Source organism: Streptomyces sp. NPDC058308 (assembly GCF_042880275.1).
Classification (GTDB): Bacteria; Actinomycetota; Actinomycetes; order Streptomycetales; family Streptomycetaceae; genus Streptomyces.
The window spans coordinates 179,079-197,334 of the sequence record NZ_JBHVZA010000003.1; the positions used below are offsets into that span (position 1 = coordinate 179,079).

Consider the following 18,256-nt stretch of genomic DNA (forward strand, 5'->3'; position numbering starts at 1 on the left):
ACGGCCTATGACCCACCCGCCCCGGCCCGCCGGTGCACTGCGCACCGAAACACTCTCGTACGAGGTGGCCGGGCGCCTCCTCCTCGACGCCGTCGACCTCACCGCCGCCCCCGGCGAGACCGTCGGCGTCGTCGGCCCCAACGGCAGCGGCAAGACGACCCTGCTGCGCTGCGTGTACGGCACCCTGCGCCCCACCGGCGGCCGCGCCCTCCTCGACGGCGACGACCTGCACGCGCTCACCCCGAAGGCGCGCGCCCGCCGCCTCGCCACGGTCCCGCAGGACGGGCAGGCGGCGTTCGAGCTGACCGTCCGGCAGGTGGTCGCCATGGGCCGCTCCCCGCACAAGCGGTTCTGGGAGGCGGACACGGCGGCCGACGAGGAACTCGTCACGGCGGCGCTCGCCCGGGTCGGCGTCGAGGAGCTGGCCCACCGCACCTTCCCCTCGCTCTCCGGCGGCGAGCGCCAGCGTGCCCTGGTGGCCCGCGCCCTCGTGCAGCAGCCCACCCTCGTCGTCCTCGACGAGCCCACCAACCACCTGGACATCCGCTACCAGCTCGACATCCTCTCCTTCGTACGGGGCCTGGGCACGACGAACCTCCTGGCCCTGCACGACCTGAACCTCGCCGCGTACTACTGCGACCGCCTCTACGTCCTGGACGGCGGCCGCCTCGTCGCCTCCGGGACGCCGAAGGAGGTCCTCACCGCCGAGCTGCTCGCCGCCGTCTACGGCGTGAGCGCCGAGGTCGGCATCCATCCGCTGACCGGCGCCCCGACCGTCGTCTATCTGCCTCCGCCCGCATCCTGAACAGATTCCGTCCAGCAGTTGAGATCACATTCCGGGATCCGGACCGGGAATCGATACGATGACCGCATGGTTTCCCACGACGTGAGCGAAAAGACGCCGGGCGCACTGCTCGTTGCGCGGCTGCACGTCGATCTGTGCCGCCTCGCCAGCGCGATCTGTACCCGCTGAACCGTGCCGCCGCAGGCCGTGGGCCGCGGCGCCGCGCCCCGTACACCCACGTACCACCGGGCACCCCGCCAGCGCAGCGCCGCCGCGCGCCCACCACCCGCACTTCTCGACCCCCGACAGGAGCCCCAGCATGGCCATCGAGGTCCGCATCCCGACCATCCTCCGCACCTACACCGACGGCGAGAAGGCCGTCCAGGGCAGCGGAGACACCCTCGCCGAGCTCTTCGCCGACCTCGACTCGCGCCACCAGGGCATCGCCGAGCGCATCGTCGACGGCGGCAAGCTGCGCCGCTTCGTGAACGTGTACCTCAACGACGAGGACGTCCGCTTCCTCGACGGCATCTCCACGAAGCTCGCCGACGGCGACAACGTCACGATCCTGCCGGCCGTCGCCGGCGGCATGGTCTAGGCCCGAACCCGGATGCCTCGCTACGACTCCCCGCTCGCCGCGGTCGGCAACACGCCGCTCGTCCGCCTGCCGCGGCTCTCTCCCGCGGACGACGTCCGCATCTGGGCCAAGCTGGAGGACCGCAACCCGACCGGTTCCATCAAGGACCGGCCGGCCCTCCACATGGTCGAACGGGCCGAGAAGGACGGCCGGTTGACGCCCGGCTGCACGATCCTGGAGCCGACCTCCGGCAACACCGGCATCTCGCTCGCCATGGCGGCCAGGCTCAAGGGCTACCGCATCGTGTGCGTCATGCCGGAGAACACCTCCCAGGAGCGGCGCGACCTGCTCGCCATGTGGGGCGCCGAGATCATCTCCTCCCCGGCGGCCGGCGGCTCCAACACCGCCGTCCGCGTCGCCAAGGAGCTCTCCGCCGAGCACCCGGACTGGGTGATGCTCTACCAGTACGGCAACCCGGACAACGCGGGCGCCCACTACGCGACGACGGGACCGGAGATCCTCACCGACCTCCCGTCCATCACCCACTTCGTGGCCGGTCTCGGCACCACCGGCACGCTCATGGGCGCCGGCCGCTACCTGCGCGAGCACAAGCCCGACGTCAAGATCGTCGCCGCCGAGCCGCGCTACGACGACCTCGTCTACGGCCTGCGCAACCTCGACGAGGGCTTCGTCCCCGAGCTGTACGACGCCTCGGTCCTGACCACCCGCTTCTCCGTCGGCTCCGCCGACGCCGTCACCCGGACCCGGGAGCTCCTGCAGCAGGAGGGCATCTTCGCGGGCGTCTCCACGGGGGCCGCGCTGCACGCGGCGATCGGGGTCGGCAAGAAGGCGGTCAAGGCGGGGGAGTCCGCCGACATCGTCTTCGTCGTCGCCGACGGCGGGTGGAAATACCTGTCGACGGGGGTCTACACCGCGGCCACCACGGAAGAGGCGATCGAGACGCTGCAGGGTCAGCTGTGGGCTTAGCCGCCCCGGGGCTCGGTCTTTCACCGGCTCCGCCGCGTTCGTCCTCAAACGCCGGACGGGCTTCATACGAGCGCCGCCGAGTTCGTCCTCAAACGCCGGACGGGCTCAGTGAGCTCCGACGAGCTTCGGATGTAGGCGCCTGACGGGCTGAGAACGACACCGGCTGCCCGGGTTGGGGACGTCCCCCGACCCGGGCAGCCGCATTCCGGTTCTCAGCCCGCCAAGTACCTCACCTGATCCCACACCACCGGATCCACCACCCCGGCCCGGCGCCGGAACTCCGCCAGCGGGACGTCCCGCAGTTCGTCCGTCTCCAGAAAGCTCGGGCGGCCCCGGGCGTCGCCCACCGCGCCGGGCGGCAGCGTGATCACGCCCGCCCGTTCGTCGTGGTACTTGCTGGTGATCTTGGCGACGCGGGCGCTCCTGCCGTGCACGGACAGGACCAGGCAGGGCCGGTCCTTGCCGCCGGGGCCGTCCTCGTACGGGACCCGCGCCCACCAGATCTCCGCAGGCCGGGGCGCGGGCAGCCGACGGCGGGGGCCCCGCGGCGGGCGGGTCTCGCCCGGTGGCCGGGAGCTGGGCACCCGAGGTCCGCGCCCCCAGCCGTCCACCAGTGTGACGACGAGTGCGAGTACCACCACGGCGGCCAGCGCCAGCCACCAGGACGTGTCCATGGGGTCGACGGTACCGGCGCGCACGCCCCGCCGCCCGCCGCGCCCCGAGCGCCCCAAGAGCCCCCCGAACCGGTGACAGTGCAGGTGAGTTCGCCCACAACGGCCCGCGACGGAGGAGCGACCAGGGCTTTTGCGCCTTACGCTCGACGGACCGCACACCACCCCCCAGCTCTCCTGCCAGCGCGGAGGTTCCAGCTTCATGAAGCTCACCGTCGTCGGCTGCTCGGGGTCGTTTCCGTCCGCGGAATCGGCCTGCTCGAGCTACCTCGTCGAGGCCGACGGCTTCCGGTTGCTGCTCGACATGGGCAACGGCGCCCTCGGCGAGCTGCAGCGCCACATCGGTCTGTACGACCTCGACGCGATCTTCCTCAGCCACCTGCACGCCGATCACTGCATCGACATGTGCGCGTACTTCGTCGCGCGCTACTACCGGCACGAGGGCGGCCGCTGCGCCCCCCTCCCGGTCTTCGGCCCCGAGGGCACCGAGCAGCGTCTGACCACCGCGTACGCCGACACGCCCTCCGCCTCCTCGATGAGCGAGGTCTTCGACTTCCACACGGTCAAGCCCGCCTCGTTCGACATCGGGCCGTTCGCCGTGCGCACCGAGAAGATGTGCCACCCCGTCGAGGCGTACGCCATCCGCGTCGAGCACGCCGGGAAGTCCCTCACGTACTCCGGGGACACCGGCCCCTGCGCCGCCCTGGACGAACTCGCCGCGGGCAGCGACTTCTTCCTGTGCGAGGCCGCCTTCACGCACGGCAAGGAGAACATCCCTGACCTGCACCTGAACGGCCGCGAGGCGGGCGAGTCCGCCCGGCGCGCCGGTGCGGGAAGGCTGCTGCTCACGCACATCCCGCCGTGGACCGACCCCCAGGCGAACCTCGCCGACGCCCGCGCCGTCTACGCGGGCCCGACCGGCCTCGCGGCGCCCGGCGCGACGTACGAGATCTGAGGGTCAAGCCCTGCGGTGCCCGCGGCCGCCCAGCGCCATCCGGTTCCACGTGTGGCGGCGGCCGCGGATCGCCACCGAGTAGTCGTACATGACCTCCGGATCGCACATCCCCGGCAGGAACGAGTCCCCGAAGTGGTGGGCGTCGACGCCCACCTCCTTGGCCGTCAGGGCGAGTTGGGGCACCACGTTCGCGTGACTGCCCTCCTGGCTCGTGCCGATCGCGCCCATCACCACCGCCCCCGCGTCCTGCACCGCCGCCACCGCCCGCGCGGCCAGCTCCTTGGTGACGCCCGGCAGCGTGCCGGGCAGGGGCATGACGACGCCGTCGGCCCCCGCGTCCACCAGTGACGTCAGGCGGTCCACCGTGAGCCGCTCCGGATGGCCCGCGTGGTGCATCTTGCCGCTCCACAGCGCCACGTCGTCGCCGAGCCCGGCGCGCAGCTCCTCGGTGACCCGCGCCAGACCTTCGTACGAGCCGCCCGTGCCCGGGTTCGCCGTCAGACAGAGCATCGCCGCGCCCATGTCGACCAGCCGCCTGGCGTACTCGGGCTTCGCGCGGCGGATCTCGGGGACGTCGCCGGGCTCCAGGTTGACGCCGACGGGGCGGCCGATGTACGCGGCGAGGTCGGCGATGGAAGTGAACGTGCCGAGGCCCGGCAGGTCGAGGCGCTCGCCGTCCCAGGCGCGCTCGATGAGGTTCAGTACGACGATGTCGGCGCCGAAGGCCGCGACGAGCTCGGCGTTGTGCACGCCCGGCATGCCCGGCACCGGGATCAGGGCGGCGCGGTCGGCGAAGACCTCGGCGACCATGGTGCGGCCCTCGGCGGCGGCCACGGAGGCGGTCAGGGCGCGGCCGCGCAGGGCGGCGAGGTGCTCGCGGTCGAGGTCGAGGATGCGGGGGGTCTGCTGCTCGTCGCTCATGCCTCGACCGTATGCCGCCGGCACGACGAAGCCCCTCGCCGTTGGTACCGATGGCGAGGGGCTTATGTCACTCAGGTGCGGCGGAGGCTACTTGCCCTCGGCCTTCTGGAGCTCGGCGAGCTCCTCGTCGGACTCGCGGCCCGGCGTCGGGAGGTTGAACTTGGTGATCGCGAAGCGGAAGACCACGTAGTAGACCGCCGCGAAGCAGAGGCCGACAAGGGCCAGGCCCCACGGGTTCTTCGCGATGCCGAGGTTCAACAGGAAGTCGACCGCGCCGGCCGAGAAGCCGAAGCCGTCCTTCATGCCGAGCGCCCAGGTCAGCGCCATGGAGACACCGGTGAGCACCGCGTGGATCGCGTACAGGACCGGCGCGATGAACATGAAGGTGAACTCGATCGGCTCGGTCACACCGGTCACGAACGCGGTGGCCGCGAGGGAGAACATCATGCCGCCGACGACCTTGCGGCGCTCGGGACGGGCGCAGTGCACGATCGCGAGGCAGGCGGCCGGGAGGGCGAACATCATGATCGGGAAGAAGCCGGTCATGAACTGGCCCGCGCTCGGGTCGTGGTGCAGGAAGCGCGCGATGTCGCCGTGGTAGTCCACGCCGCCGTCGGTGTGCGTGCCCGCCTGGAACCACGGGAAGGAGTTCAGGAGGTGGTGCATGCCGACGGGGATCAGCGCGCGGTTGGCGACACCGAAGACACCCGCGCCGACGGCGCCCGAACCGACCAGCCACTCACTGAAGTTGTGGATGCCGGTGCCGAGGACCGGCCAGATCAGACCGAAGACGATGCCCGCGACCAGACCCGCGAAGGCGGACAGGATCGGGACGAGACGGCGGCCGCCGAAGAAGCCGGCCCAGTCGGGCAGCTTGGTCCGGTAGAACTTCTGGTAGAGCAGGGCGACGATGATGCCCATGACCACGCCGCCGAGCACACCGGCGTTCACCGGCGCCTCGTTCATGACTATCTTGCCGTCCACGACGGAGGCGACCTTCGGCAGGTTCTTGTCCGTGAAGGTGGCGAGCACCTTCTGGAAGACCAGGTAGCCGGTCACGGCCGCGAGGGCCGTCGAGCCGTCCGACTTCTTCGCGAAGCCGATCGCGATGCCGACGCAGAACAGCAGCGCCATGTTGTCGAGCAGCGCGCCGCCGCCCGCCGCCATGTAGCTCGCGAGCTTGTTGATGAAGGTCGGGAAGGACTCCTTGCCGAGCATGTCGTCCTGGCCGAAACGGACCAGGAGGGCTGCGGCGGGCAGCACGGCGACCGGCAGCATGAGGCTGCGGCCGATGCGCTGCATGACAGCCATCACGCCGGCGCCCTTCTTCTTGTCGGCCGCAGGAGCGGAACTGGCCGTGGACACAACTTCCTCCAGTGGGCAAGGCGCCGCCTGGGGACAGGTAAGTGGGGGACGGCGGCGTCTCCGGGGGACGCGGCGAGAAGGCCGCGTGGTCTACACCAATTAGTGGTGTAGACCTGTTGTAGCACGGTGAAGGTGACGTAAGGAACCCGCGATTCCTGTGGGCTCGGCCATATCCGGATATGACAGACCAAAGACCCCCGGACCGAGGGTCCGAGGGCCGGTAAGCGGAACGCGAGGAGCCTCCTCGCTCCGGAAGTTACGCCTTCGTCTGCTCCCTGTCCAAGGCCTCTGCCTCCTCCTCCGGTTCACGTCCCGGGGTGTGCAGATCGAACTTCGTGATGACGAAGCGGAATAGCGCGTAGTACACGACGGCGAAGCACAGCCCGATCGGGATGATCAGCCATGGCTTGGTCGCGAGACTCCAGTTGATGACGTAGTCGATCAGCCCCGCGGAGAAGCTGAAGCCGTCCTTCACGCCCAGCGCCCACGTCACCGCCATCGACACGCCGGTGAGCACCGCGTGGAGCGCGTACAGCAGGGGCGCGATGAAGAGGAACGAGTACTCGATCGGCTCGGTGATGCCCGTGACGAACGACGTCAGGCCGACCGAGAGCATCAGGCCGCCGACCACCTTGCGGCGCTCCGGGCGCGCGCAGTGCGTGATCGCGAGGGCCGCCGCGGGCAGCGCGAACATCATGATCGGGAAGAAACCCGAGGTGAACTGGCCCGCCGTCGGGTCGCCCGCGAGGAACCGGTTGATGTCGCCGTGCACCATCGTGCCGTCCGGCTTCGTGTAGTCGCCGAACTGGAACCAGACGAACGTGTTCAGGAACTGGTGCAGGCCGACCGTGAGCAGTGCGCGGTTGGCGACGCCGAAGATGCCCGAGCCCAGCCAGCCGAGGTCGACGAGCCACTTGGAGAAGCTGGTCAGCGCGTCACCGATGGGCGGCCAGATCCACACGCAGAGACCCGCGAAGACCAGGCCGACGAAGGCCATGATGATCGGCACGAGGCGGCGGCCGTTGAAGAAGCCGAGCCAGTCCACCAGCTTCACCCGGTGGTAGCGCTGCCAGAACCAGGCGGCGAGCAGGCCCATCACGATGCCGCCGAAGACCCCCGGATTCTGGTACGCGGCCTGCGCGACCGTCCCGTCCTCGGCCACGCACACCCCGCTCCACATGCCCGCGGCGCCGAACGTGGTGTCCTGCGGGCAGTCCTCGGGGAAGGCGCGGAGCACCGCGTAGTAGACGAGGAAGCCCGTGACCGCCGCGAGCGCGGTGGAGCCGTCCGCCTTCTTCGCCATGCCGATCGCGACGCCGATGCAGAACAGCAGCGGCAGGCCAAGGGTGGAGTCGAGCAGCGAACCGCCCGCCGCCGCGAAGACCTTGGCCACGTTCGTCCAGCCGAGACCGTCGTCGCCGAACACGTCGGGCTGGCCGAGGCGGTTCAGGATGCCCGCGGCGGGGAGGACCGCGATGGGCAGCTGAAGGCTGCGGCCCATCTTCTGCAGCCCCTGGAACAGGCCGTTCCACCACTTCTTCTGCGGCACCGCTGCGGCTGGGGAACTCATCGGCGTCCCTCCCGGAACAAGCCAGGTTTGGCGGTCGTTGAAAACTGGTGTAGACCAGTTGCGGAACGGTGGGAGTGCCGTCCGGTGAGGGGCGGCACCTTGATCGTCATCATTGGGTACGACTGCCGTAACCGCCCGCGAAGATGGTCCAACCGTGCGTTACCGTGACAAAGCGGACCGACGTTGGGTCGAACGCCGCGTCCTATGGCTGCACCCCCGGGAGCGACCCCGGACCTCACAGCCGCGAGAACAACAGGGAGAACACCATGGCCAGCAAGGCTGAGAAGATCGTTGCCGGGCTCGGCGGCATCGACAACATCGAAGAGGTCGAGGGCTGCATCACCCGCCTCCGCACCGAGGTCAAGGACCCCGCCCTGGTCGACGACGCCGCGCTGAAGGCCGCCGGCGCCCACGGCGTCGTCAAGATGGGCACCGCGATCCAGGTCGTCATCGGCACCGACGCCGACCCGATCGCCGCCGACATCGAAGACATGATGTGAGTTCCTGAACTCACGGCCGAGGGGTGCCGGGCCAACCCCTTGGGCGGGCCCCCAGGGGGGGACGGAACCCGGGCGGCGGGGGCAGACCAAGCCCGGCCGGGTTTTGTGGGGGGGGGGCAGAGGGGACAAAGGGGGGGGGGGGGGGGGCCCCCCCACAGCAGTGGACGGGACCCCTCGTGCGCTCCTCAGCCGGTCCGGCGCGCGCTCCTCAGCCCGTCCGGCGTTTGAGGACGAGCGCGAAGCGCGACAAAGGGGGGCTGGGGGCGCAGCCCCACGTGCGGCGGAATCCGGCCCCGCGCAAAGGCTAGGCTCAACGCATGTCCTCAACGCCCCGCATCGACGGCCGCACCCCCGAACAGCTCCGCCCCGTCACCATCGAACGCGGCTGGAGCAAGCACGCCGAGGGCTCCGTCCTCATCTCCTTCGGCGACACCAAAGTCTTCTGCACCGCCTCCGTCACCGAAGGCGTCCCGCGCTGGCGCAAGGGCAGCGGCGAAGGCTGGGTCACCGCCGAGTACTCGATGCTGCCCCGCTCCACCAACACCCGCGGCGACCGCGAAGCCGTCCGCGGCAAGATCGGCGGCCGCACCCACGAGATCAGCCGCCTCATCGGCCGCTCACTCCGCGCCGTCGTCGACCACAAGGCACTCGGAGAGAACACCATCGTCCTGGACTGCGACGTCCTCCAGGCCGACGGCGGCACCCGCACCGCCGCCATCACCGGTGCCTACGTCGCCCTCGCCGACGCCGTCACCTGGGCCCAGGGCAAGAAGCTGATCAAGCACGGCCGCCAGCCCCTCACCGGCACCGTCAGCGCCGTCTCCGTCGGCATCGTCGGCGGCGTGCCGCTCCTCGACCTCTGCTACGAGGAGGACGTCAGGGCCGACACCGACATGAACGTCGTCTGCACCGGCGACGGCCGCTTCGTCGAGGTCCAGGGCACCGCCGAAGCCGAGCCCTTCGCCCGCAAGGAACTGAGCGCCCTCCTCGACCTCGCCGTCGGCGGCTGCGAGGACCTCGCCGCCTTCCAGCGCGAGGCGCTCGAAGCGACGCGCTGACCAACTGGGGTACGGCAGGCAACCAACCACCCCTCGACGGACGTTATTAGGAGTACGGGCGCACGGGCAGAACCGCGCGTCCGTACGTACCCGGGGAGGGACCGAACCATGGCCGCGCGCCACCGTCGTATCGCCACCGCCGTCGTCACGGCACTGATCGTCATCCCGGCCGGCGCCGGCCTCGTCGGCTGCGACGCGGTCTCCAAGGCCCTGGACTGCGTCCAGACCGCGGACACCATCGCCGACAGCGTCACCGACCTCCAGCAGGCCGTCGAGAACGCCGGCGACAACCCCGCCGAGGCGGACCGCGCGCTCGACGACATCGGCAAGAACCTCGACAAGATCGGTGAGAAGACCGACGACACCGACGTGAACAAGGCCGTCGACGACCTCGACGAAGCCGTCGACAACGTCCGCCGGTCCATCAAGAACGGGGACTCCACCCCCGACGTCGGCCCGGTCACCGACGCGGCGGGCGAACTCACCAAGGTCTGCACGCCGTGATGACGGGCGCGGTCGGCTCCCCGGGATACTGGGGGGCATGACCCGCCTCATCCTCGCCACCCGTAACGCCGGCAAGATCACGGAACTGCGGGCGATCCTCGCCGACGCGGGCCTCGCCCACGAGCTCGTCGGCGCGGACGCGTATCCCGAGATCCCCGACGTCAAGGAAACCGGCGTCACCTTCGCCGAGAACGCCCTCCTCAAGGCCCACGCCCTCGCCAAGGCCACCGGCCTGCCCGCCGTCGCCGACGACTCCGGCCTCTGCGTCGACGTCCTCGGCGGCGCCCCCGGCATCTTCTCCGCCCGCTGGGCAGGCCGCCACGGCGACGACCGCGCCAACCTGGACCTGCTCCTGGCCCAGCTGGGCGACATCGCCCCCGAACACCGCGGCGCCCGCTTCGCCTGCGCGGCGGCACTGGCCCTGCCGGACGGCACGGAACGGGTGGTGGAGGGCCAACTCCGCGGCACCCTGCGCTCCGCCCCCTCGGGCACGGGCGGCTTCGGCTACGACCCGGTCCTCCAGCCGGAGGGCGAGTCGCGCACGTGCGCGGAGCTGAGTCCTGCGGAGAAGAACGCGATCAGCCATCGCGGGGAGGCGTTCCGGGGGTTGGTGCCGGTGGTGCGGGAGTTGCTGGGCTGAGCAGCACTGAAGGGTGCCTCGCCGATGGACGAGGCACCCTTCTGGCTGGTGCGGCCGGTGGGACTCGAACCCACATGGGATTTCTCCCACGACATCCTAAGTGTCGCGCTTATACCAATTCAGCAACGGCCGCCGACTGGAAGTCATCGTATCCGTCTGGCGTCCGGGGCGAAACGCGCCGGGTATCAGGGGCTACCGCCCTGTCCGGCTCTGCGACCGCCCCGGCACCAAGTGGTCGTCACCGCGTGGCAGTTGGGGCACAGCAGCCGCAGGTTCTCGCGTCGATCGTCGCTCCAGTCACCGTTGATGTGATCGATTTCCAGCGTCATGGGATTTCCGGCCCACTCGGGAGGGGTCCCGCACTCGTCGCAGTTCTCGGGGACGCCGACCTCGCGCAGGGCGCGGCGCAGCAGGACTGTTCTCGTGCGGTGTGGCCTCCCGTGTTTGATGAGTACATCCGCAGCTGTTCTTACGGGCGTCGGACCGGGTCTGCCTCGCTGATGGGCCTGGCCAAGGAAGTGGGCCGTGTCGAGCCCGTCCTCCTCGACCCACTGACGTAGCAGGGCTCGCAGTCGACCATTCTCCGGTTTGCCCAGAGAACGCAGCGTTCCCGCGACCGTAACGTTCTCGGCGACCGCTCGCCGCAGCTCGGTGGCCGCCGGTTTTGGATACGGCCCACCGCGACGGCGACGTGGCATGGGCCCGTTCATGGCCGACGCCCTTTGCCGCGGCCCCGATAGGTGTCCGTGGCCGAGTGGCAGTTGGGGCATAGCAAGCGCAGGTTCTCGATGCGGTTGTCGCGCCAATTGCCGTCGATGTGGTCCACCTCAAGCGGCAGTGGGCGTCCACGCCACAGCGGCTCGGTTCCGCACAACACGCACCGCTCGGCCACGCCGAGTTCGGTCAGGGCCCACTTGAGCCGCGTGCTGGGCGTGCGCCTGTCCGAGTTCTCGACCAGGATCTCTGCAGGTGTGCGTCTGCGGCGGTTGTCGCGCATGGTGTCCCCCGTGCGCGCAGGGGGTGCGAAGTGCGAAGTGTCGATCCCATACGCCTTGATCCGGCGGGTGATGTTCGTGTGGTGCCCACCCACGATCTCGATCCCCAGGTGCCGCAGCACGTCGTTCACGCTCAAGGACGCTGCTACGGCTGGTTCAAGGACTTCCTTGGTCCACCTCGTCCCCTCCCGCTCGAAGTGCGACGTATCGACGCCCAGCTTCTTCAGCCGTGCACGGAGGTATTTCCGTGTCGGGCACTTGGGGTCCACCCCCAGCTTCCTCAGTGCCTCGGACAGCGTCCGCGACGAACTGGCAGCCTCCGCCAGCCGCTCCCTGGTGTACGGACTCACCGGCATCGTTCCCCCTCCGCATCCGGCCACCCGTTCGCAGCCTCGTACGGAGTAACGAACCGACAATCGGACCGTCACGCCCGATATGCGGAACGGCCCGCCTCACTTGGAGTGGGGCGGGCCGTTCCCGGAACGGAAGGGAGACGGAAGGGAGACGGGAGGGAGGGGAGTCAGAACTTCGGAGCCGCGGCCTGGGCCTCGACCATCTCCGCCGCCTCCTCCTTCGTCTCCACCGACGGCGGCGAGCCGGACAGCGGCTTCTGGGCCGTCTCCTTCATGCAGGCCACCGCGATGACGCCGACGACCGCCGCGGCCATCGAGTAGTACGCCGGGACCATGTCCGTGCCCGTGATGCTGATCAGGGACGTGATGACCAGGGGCGCGGTGCCGCCGAAGAGGGAGGCGGAGAGGTTGTAGCCGACGGAGAGGGAGCCGTAGCGGACGGAGGTGGGGAAGAGGGCGGGCAGGGTCGCCGACATCGTGCCGAGGAGGCAGACCAGGGAGAGACCGAGCAGGAGCATGCCGGCCGAGACCGCGATCAGGCTGCCCTGCTTGATCAGGAGGAAGGCCGGGATCGAGACGACAAGGAAGCCGACCATGCCGCTCATCAGGAGCGGCTTGCGGCCGAAGCGGTCGGAGAGCTTGCCGACCTGGGTGATGATCAGCATCAGGACGACCATCGTGCCGATGAGGATCAGCAGCCCGTGGGAGTCGTCGTAGCCTAGCTCGTCGGAGAGGTAGGTCGGCATGTACGACAGCAGCATGTAGTCGGTGACGTTGTACGCGCCGACCAGGGCGATGCAGAGGACCAGCGTGGGCCAGTGGTCGCGGAAGATCTTCGCCAGGTCGCCCTTGGCCGTCGACTCCACCGTCGAGGCGCCCTCGGACGCCGAGTGGAAGGTGGCGTCCTCCATCTTCTGGAACGCGGGGGTCTCGTCGAGCTTGAGCCGCAGGTAGAGGCCGACGAGGCCGAGCGGGCCCGCGACGAGGAACGGCAGGCGCCAGCCCCAGGAGTCCATGGTGTCCGAGCCGAGGGCCGAGTTGAGGATGAGCACCAGGCCCGCCGCGCCGGTGTAGCCGGCGAGGGTGCCCATCTCCAGGAAGCTGCCGAAGTAGCCGCGCCGCTTGTCGGGGGCGTATTCGGCGATGAAGGTGGAGGCGCCGCCGTACTCACCGCCCGTGGAGAAGCCCTGGACGAGACGGAAGAAGATCAGCAGGACCGGGGCCCAGAAGCCGATGCTGTCGTAGGACGGGATCAGGCCGATGGCGAGGGTGCCGATGGCCATCATGATCATCGTCAGCGCGAGGACCTTCTTGCGGCCGATCTTGTCGCCCATTGGGCCGAACACCATGCCGCCGATGGGCCGGACCAGGAAGGAGACCGCGAAGGTGGCGAAGGAGGAGATCAGCTGCGCCGTGTCGTTCCCGGACGGGAAGAAGACGTGGCCGATGGTGACGGCCAGATAGCTGTAGATGCCGAAGTCGAACCATTCCATGGCGTTGCCGAGCGAGGCCGCTTTGACGGCTCGCTTGACCGCGGCTTCGTCCGTGACGGTGATGTCGGTGCGGCGCAGGGGCGGGTTCCTGCGGCGCTGCACGGCCCGGAACAGGGTCCGGTGGCGTTTTACCGCCTCGGTATCCGTCTCGGTCTCATCGTGGGCCGCCATGGAGTTGATCCTTTCGTTCTTCGTACATACCCCCTGGGATCACTTGCTCCAACATCGCCGACGCAAACGGAAGCCCCCCGTGAGGGGGGCTTCGTCACAGTGCGCGGAGGGTGTGGCGCGGGGTGGCTCAGACGCCGAGATCCCGGATGATCTTCGCCACGTGGCCCGTCGCCTTGACGTTGTAGAACGCGTGCTCGACCTTGCCCTGCTCGTCCACGACCACGGTCGAGCGGATCACGCCGGTCACCGTCTTGCCGTAGAGCTTCTTCTCGCCGAAGGCGCCGTACGCCGCGAGGGTCTCCTTGGCGGGGTCGCCGACCAGCGTGACCTTGAGGTTCTCCTGCTCGCGGAACTTCGCGAGCTTCTCGGGCTTGTCCGGCGACACGCCGATGACGTCGTACCCGGCGGCGGCCAGCGCGTCGAGGTTGTCCGTGAAGTCGCAGGCCTGCTTGGTGCAGCCGGGGGTGAGGGCGGCCGGGTAGAAGTACACGATGACCTTGCGGCCCTTGTGGTCGGCCAGCGAGACGTCCTTGCCGTCCGCGTCGGGCAGGGTGAAGGCGGGGGCGGTGTCGCCGGGCTGCAGTCGCTCGCTCATGGTCGGTCTCCTCGCGCGGGTGCTTCGCCGGAGCGGGTGCTTCGGGAAGGGGTGTGGTGACGGAGTCGAGCGTAATAGGGGTGCCGTGGGGTGCGGTGAGCGCGAAGCTGACAGACTGTGGGGTACAGCGGTAGAGCTCCACGTATCACCGGTTCGGTTATCACCGGTTCAGTTATCAGCTACGACCACGGAGGCAGCGCGGTGTCGGATGCCAGGACCCCTGCGCAGATCGAGGCGGACATCAAGCGCCGGCGCGACCAGTTGGCCGAGACCCTCGACGAGATCGGGGTGCGCGTCCACCCGAAGACGATCGTCGGCGACGCGAAGGCGAAGGTCGTGTCGAGCGTGGACAACACGCTCGGCCGGGCCTATGTCGGGGCGAACCGCTTCGTCTCGGACATGCGCGGACAGCTGGTCACCGAGGACGGAGCGCCGCGCATCGAGCGCATCGTGCCGGTGGCCCTGGTGGCCGTGGGCCTCGTGGGGCTCCTCGTGGTGAGCTCGCGGCGGCGCGGCGACTGAGGCCGCGGTGGGTGAGCGCCGACCCGGGACACCACGGCGGCGGCCGGGACAGGTAGGTTCTGGGGCGTGAGCGAGAAGAACCCCCACGACGACAAGCTGCCCATCCGGATGCTGCACGACCGGGTGCTCGTGCGGCAGGACACCAGCGAGGGCGAGCGGCGCTCCGGCGGCGGCATCCTGATCCCGGCGACCGCGGCCGTGGGCCGGCGGCTCGCCTGGGCCGAGGTGGTGGCCGTCGGGCAGAACGTGCGTACGGTCGAGCCGGGCGACCGGGTCCTGTACGACCCGGAGGACCGCGCCGAGGTGGAGGTGCGGGGCGTGGCCTACGTCCTGATGCGGGAGCGCGATCTGCACGCCGTGGCCGCCGACCGGTTCGAGGGCTCCGAGGACTCGACGGGGCTGTACCTGTAGCCGGGGCCTGTACCTGTAGCCGAGGGACCGTACCTGTAGCCGCGGTCCCGTACCTGTAGCCGCAGACCCGCGACAACGCTTCGAAGGGGCTGGTGACCATCGTCACCAGCCCCTTTTGTGCGGCCTTTGCTACCTTGGAAGCACCCCGACGAGACGCGCCGTACCGGGATTCTGCAAAGACGACGCACCCCATCAAGTAACGCGTTCTCGCGTTCCGCTCGTCGGAGGTGCTGTCATGGCCTGGGTTCTGCTGATCGTCGCCGGTCTGCTCGAAGTGGGCTGGTCGATCGGGATGAAGTACACGGACGGTTTCACCCGCCTGTGGCCGAGCCTGTTCACGGGGGCCGGCATCGTGGCCAGCATGATGCTGCTGTCGCAGGCCGCCAAGACGCTGCCGATCGGTACGGCCTACGGGGTGTGGGTCGGCATCGGCGCCGCCGGTGCGGCGGTGCTCGGCATGGTGATTCTGGGTGAGCCGGTCACCGCCGCCCGGATCTTCTTCGTCTGTCTGCTCCTTGTCGCCGTGGTCGGCCTGAAGGCGACCTCCGGCCACTGAGCCACGGCCGCCCGCCGCCCGGCCGCTACCCGTCCGTGAGGCCCCCGAGGGCGCCACCGTCGTCGGTGCCGCCGTCGGTGGGCCCTCCCGTAGCGGTGCCGCCGTCGGTCGGCCCGCCCTGGGCACCGCCGTCGGTGGGCCCGCCGGTGTCGGTGCCGCCGTCCGTGGGGCCGCCGTCGGCCGTTCCGCCGTCCTGGCCGCCCGTCTGGCCCCCGGTCTGCCCGCCGGTGTCGGGGCCACCCGTCTGGCCGCCGTTCTGGCCCCCGGTGTCCGGGCCGCCGTTCGTGGTGCCGCCCGTGTCCTGGTTGCCGCCGGTGTCGGGGCCGCCGTCCGTGCCGCCGCCGGTCTCCGGGTCTCCGTCGCCGCCGGTCGCGGTGGCGGGCGGCGGCAGCGGTTCATCGGCGCCCTGTTCGAGCTCCAGGTCGAAGTCCGTGACCGGCTTGCCCTCCAGGGCCGCCTTGGTGAACTGCGCCCAGACGCGTGCCGGGTAGGCGCCGCCGTTGATGCGGGGCTCGCCGAGCGCTCCGTAGAGCGGGGTGTGGGCGCCGGTGTCCGGGTTCTGGCCCATCACCGCGACCACCGTCGCCAGTTCGGGGGTGTAGCCGGCGAACCAGGCGGCCGTGTCGTTCTCGGCGGTGCCGGTCTTGCCCGCGGCCGGGCGGCCCGCGCCCTGCGCCGCCGTGCCGGTGCCGCCCTCGACGACGCTCTGCAGGATGGCGGTGGTGGTGTCGGCGGCCTCGCGGGTCACGGCCTGCTGGGTCTTCTGCTCCGGCAGTTCGACCTCGTCGCCGTCCTTGGTGATCTTCTCGACGAGCGAGTACGTGCCGTGCTTGCCGTGGTTGGCCAGCGTCGCGTAGGCCTCGGTCATGTCGAGGACGCTCGCGGTGGACGGGCCGAGCGCGATGGAGGGGGACGCGGTCAGGTCCGGGGTGTTCTCCGGGACGCCGAGGTCGATCGCGGTGTCCCTGACCTTGTCGGAGCCGACGTCGACGGCCATCTGCGCGTACACCGAGTTCACGGACTTGTCGGTGGCGGTGCGCACGGAGATGTCGCCGTAGTCGACGTTGTCCTCGTTCTCGGGGGCGTACGTGCCGCCGCTCCAGCCCTGTACGGGGCGCTTGTTGGTGCCGTCGTAGACGGTGTTCGGGGTGATCGGGCGGCCGTCCTGGGTGACCGAGCCGTTCTCCACCGCGGAGGTGAAGACGAACGGCTTGAACGTGGAGCCCACCTGGTAGTCACGCCGCGTCGCGTTGTTGACGTACTGCTTGGTGTAGTCGATGCCGCCGTACATCGCGACGACCTTGCCGGACTCCGGGTCGATGGAGGCGCCGCCCGCGCGGACGTTGCGGTCGGCCTTGCGGCCGTCCTTGTCGACCTTGGACATCACCTGTTCGTCGACGGCCTTCTTGAAGGCGTCCTGACGGTCCTTCTGCAGGGTCGTGGTGATGCGGTAGCCGCCCTTGGCGAGGGTGTCCTCTTCGATGATCTTGTTGCTGGTGAGGTAGTCCTCGACGGCCTTGACGACATAGCCGCGCTGCCCGGACAGGCCCGCCGCGCCCTTGGCCTCGTCGGGCACCGGGAACTTCGTCTTCGCCCGGTCGGCCTTGCTGAGCCAGCCCTCCTTGACCATGCCGTCCAGGACGTAGTTCCAGCGGCCCGCCGCGCGCGGCTTGTTCTCGGGGTGCGTGGCGACGTCGTACGCGTTGGGGGAGTTGAGGAGGGTGGCGAGGTAGGCGCCCTGGGCGGCGGAGAGGTCCTGGACGTTCTCGCCGTAGTACGCCTGGGCGGCGGCCTGGATGCCGTACGCGTTGCGGCCGAAGTAGCTGGTGTTCAGATAGCCCTCGAGGATGTCGTCCTTGCTCACCTCGCGGTCCAGCTTGATGGAGATGAAGAACTCCTTCACCTTGCGGGTGACCGTCTGCTCCTGGCCCAGGTAGTAGTTCTTCACGTACTGCTGGGTGATCGTGGAGCCGGACTGCTTGCCCTTGCCGGTGACGGTGTTCCAGGCCGCGCGGAGCATCGCCTTCGGGTCGACCGCGGACTCGCCGTAGAAGTCGCGGTCCTCGGCGGCGAGCGCGGCGTGCTGGACGACGAGCGGGATCTGCTTGAGCGGCACCTTCTCGCGGTTGACCTCGCCGTCGCGGGCGATCTGGGTGCCGTCGGAGTACAGGTAGACGTTGCTCTGCTTGGTGGCCGCGGAGTTCGCCGCGGGAATGTCGACGAGCATGTAGCCCGCCATGAAGCCGCCGACGACCAGCAGGACCAGCAGGATGAAGCCGCCGAGGACCATGCGCCAGGTCGGGAAGATCCGCCGCCAGCCCTTGCGCTTGGGGCGCTTGGGGCGCTTGGGCTTCTTGGCCTTGGCCGCCCCGGCTCCCGTCCCGGCTCCCGCCCCCTCGCCGCCCTGACCGGCCCCGGCCGCCGCCGTCTGTCCGGGTGTGTCCGCCGGTGCGCCGGCGGGCGTGTCCTGCGGCTCCCTGGGCGCCCAGCCCCGGCGCCCGGCAGAACCCTGCTGCTGCGGCTCGTCACTCATGTCTCGCGGAACTCCCGGTTAGCGTCGTACGTCCAGTACGCCTCGTAAACCCCATTGCCACCCCATTGCACACCGTGGCCACACGCGTTCGTGAC

The 18,256-nt window shown here is 69.9% G+C and carries 21 protein-coding genes, 1 tRNA gene and 1 riboswitch; of the genes, 12 read left to right on the forward strand and 10 right to left on the reverse strand.

Going from position 1 to position 18,256, the window contains the following annotated elements; all coding sequences use genetic code 11:
• Window positions 1-7 precede the first annotated feature (7 nt).
• From ACFVYL_RS06180 to ACFVYL_RS06195, 4 genes are all read left to right on the forward strand, one after another.
• Window positions 8-805, forward strand: a complete 798-nt coding sequence (locus tag ACFVYL_RS06180; RefSeq protein WP_389713216.1) for an ABC transporter ATP-binding protein — start codon at window positions 8-10, stop codon at window positions 803-805.
• A 66-nt stretch (window positions 806-871) separates the two neighbouring features.
• A complete protein-coding gene (locus tag ACFVYL_RS06185; protein ID WP_389713218.1) occupies window positions 872-973 on the forward strand; it encodes a putative leader peptide in 102 nt (33 codons plus the stop codon).
• A 130-nt stretch (window positions 974-1,103) separates the two neighbouring features.
• A complete protein-coding gene (locus ACFVYL_RS06190; protein WP_389713219.1) occupies window positions 1,104-1,382 on the forward strand; it encodes a MoaD/ThiS family protein in 279 nt (92 codons plus the stop codon).
• Between the two features lie 12 nt (window positions 1,383-1,394).
• Window positions 1,395-2,348, forward strand: coding sequence for a PLP-dependent cysteine synthase family protein (locus tag ACFVYL_RS06195; protein ID WP_389713220.1), 954 nt, complete (start codon window positions 1,395-1,397; stop codon window positions 2,346-2,348).
• A gap of 212 nt (window positions 2,349-2,560) precedes the next feature.
• Here the strand turns inward: ACFVYL_RS06195 and ACFVYL_RS06200 are convergent, their stop codons facing one another.
• Entirely contained in the window at window positions 2,561-3,022 is a 462-nt protein-coding gene (locus ACFVYL_RS06200; protein ID WP_389713222.1) for a type II toxin-antitoxin system PemK/MazF family toxin, read from the reverse strand.
• Window positions 3,023-3,221: 199 nt separating this feature from the next.
• Here ACFVYL_RS06200 and ACFVYL_RS06205 point away from each other — a divergent pair, with 199 nt between their 5' ends.
• Window positions 3,222-3,974 carry an MBL fold metallo-hydrolase gene (locus tag ACFVYL_RS06205; protein WP_389713223.1) on the forward strand — a complete coding sequence of 251 codons (753 nt, stop codon included), beginning with the start codon at window positions 3,222-3,224 and terminating at the stop codon, window positions 3,972-3,974.
• Window positions 3,975-3,977: 3 nt separating this feature from the next.
• Here the strand turns inward: ACFVYL_RS06205 and ACFVYL_RS06210 are convergent, their stop codons facing one another.
• From ACFVYL_RS06210 to ACFVYL_RS06220, 3 genes are all read right to left on the reverse strand, one after another.
• Window positions 3,978-4,895, reverse strand: a complete 918-nt coding sequence (locus tag ACFVYL_RS06210; RefSeq protein WP_389713225.1) for a hypothetical protein — start codon at window positions 4,893-4,895, stop codon at window positions 3,978-3,980.
• 87 nt (window positions 4,896-4,982) lie between these two features.
• The gene (locus ACFVYL_RS06215; protein WP_389713227.1) at window positions 4,983-6,260 is read right to left on the reverse strand and encodes a PTS transporter subunit EIIC; all 1,278 of its coding nucleotides are present in this window, start codon (window positions 6,258-6,260) and stop codon (window positions 4,983-4,985) included.
• 256 nt (window positions 6,261-6,516) lie between these two features.
• A complete protein-coding gene (locus ACFVYL_RS06220; protein WP_389713228.1) occupies window positions 6,517-7,830 on the reverse strand; it encodes a PTS transporter subunit EIIC in 1,314 nt (437 codons plus the stop codon).
• A 143-nt stretch (window positions 7,831-7,973) separates the two neighbouring features.
• Between ACFVYL_RS06220 and ACFVYL_RS06225 the strand changes: the two genes are divergently transcribed.
• The 4 genes from ACFVYL_RS06225 to rdgB all read left to right on the forward strand — a co-directional run bounded on the left by ACFVYL_RS06225 (window position 7,974) and on the right by rdgB (window position 10,532).
• Complete coding sequence (locus ACFVYL_RS06225; RefSeq protein WP_389713229.1) at window positions 7,974-8,330, forward strand: glucose PTS transporter subunit EIIB; 357 nt, start codon at window positions 7,974-7,976, stop codon at window positions 8,328-8,330.
• 317 nt (window positions 8,331-8,647) lie between these two features.
• Window positions 8,648-9,388: a ribonuclease PH gene (gene rph / locus ACFVYL_RS06230; protein WP_389713231.1), complete on the forward strand. Its 741-nt coding sequence runs from the start codon at window positions 8,648-8,650 to the stop codon at window positions 9,386-9,388.
• Between the two features lie 108 nt (window positions 9,389-9,496).
• Window positions 9,497-9,892: a hypothetical protein gene (locus tag ACFVYL_RS06235; RefSeq protein ID WP_389713232.1), complete on the forward strand. Its 396-nt coding sequence runs from the start codon at window positions 9,497-9,499 to the stop codon at window positions 9,890-9,892.
• A gap of 37 nt (window positions 9,893-9,929) precedes the next feature.
• Complete coding sequence (gene rdgB / locus ACFVYL_RS06240) at window positions 9,930-10,532, forward strand: RdgB/HAM1 family non-canonical purine NTP pyrophosphatase (RefSeq protein WP_389713234.1); 603 nt, start codon at window positions 9,930-9,932, stop codon at window positions 10,530-10,532.
• Window positions 10,533-10,578: 46 nt separating this feature from the next.
• Here the strand turns inward: rdgB and ACFVYL_RS06245 are convergent.
• From ACFVYL_RS06245 to bcp, 5 genes are all read right to left on the reverse strand, one after another.
• Window positions 10,579-10,665 (reverse strand) — tRNA-Leu (locus tag ACFVYL_RS06245).
• A gap of 52 nt (window positions 10,666-10,717) precedes the next feature.
• Window positions 10,718-11,302 (reverse strand): HNH endonuclease signature motif containing protein, encoded by a 585-nt coding sequence (locus tag ACFVYL_RS06250; RefSeq protein WP_389713235.1) that lies wholly within the window; start codon window positions 11,300-11,302, stop codon window positions 10,718-10,720.
• Window positions 11,239-11,883 (reverse strand): HNH endonuclease, encoded by a 645-nt coding sequence (locus ACFVYL_RS06255; protein WP_389713236.1) that lies wholly within the window; start codon window positions 11,881-11,883, stop codon window positions 11,239-11,241. Before ACFVYL_RS06255 ends, ACFVYL_RS06250 begins: the two co-directional genes overlap by 64 nt.
• Window positions 11,884-12,047: 164 nt before the next feature.
• Window positions 12,048-13,544, reverse strand: coding sequence for a glycine betaine/L-proline transporter ProP (gene proP / locus ACFVYL_RS06260; protein ID WP_389713237.1), 1,497 nt, complete (start codon window positions 13,542-13,544; stop codon window positions 12,048-12,050).
• 127 nt (window positions 13,545-13,671) lie between these two features.
• A complete protein-coding gene (bcp, locus tag ACFVYL_RS06265; protein WP_389713239.1) occupies window positions 13,672-14,139 on the reverse strand; it encodes a thioredoxin-dependent thiol peroxidase in 468 nt (155 codons plus the stop codon).
• Between the two features lie 201 nt (window positions 14,140-14,340).
• Between bcp and ACFVYL_RS06270 the strand changes: the two genes are divergently transcribed.
• From ACFVYL_RS06270 to ACFVYL_RS06280, 3 genes are all read left to right on the forward strand, one after another.
• Window positions 14,341-14,661: a DUF3618 domain-containing protein gene (locus ACFVYL_RS06270; RefSeq protein ID WP_389713240.1), complete on the forward strand. Its 321-nt coding sequence runs from the start codon at window positions 14,341-14,343 to the stop codon at window positions 14,659-14,661.
• Between the two features lie 66 nt (window positions 14,662-14,727).
• Window positions 14,728-15,072 (forward strand): GroES family chaperonin, encoded by a 345-nt coding sequence (locus ACFVYL_RS06275; protein WP_389713242.1) that lies wholly within the window; start codon window positions 14,728-14,730, stop codon window positions 15,070-15,072.
• Between the two features lie 123 nt (window positions 15,073-15,195).
• A riboswitch (guanidine-III (ykkC-III) riboswitch) is annotated at window positions 15,196-15,261 on the forward strand.
• A 46-nt stretch (window positions 15,262-15,307) separates the two neighbouring features.
• Entirely contained in the window at window positions 15,308-15,628 is a 321-nt protein-coding gene (locus tag ACFVYL_RS06280) for a DMT family transporter (RefSeq protein ID WP_389713243.1), read from the forward strand.
• A 25-nt stretch (window positions 15,629-15,653) separates the two neighbouring features.
• On the opposite strand, the gene ACFVYL_RS06285 is transcribed toward ACFVYL_RS06280, so the two are convergent.
• A complete protein-coding gene (locus ACFVYL_RS06285; RefSeq protein WP_389713245.1) occupies window positions 15,654-18,161 on the reverse strand; it encodes a transglycosylase domain-containing protein in 2,508 nt (835 codons plus the stop codon).
• Window positions 18,162-18,256: the final 95 nt, after the last annotated feature.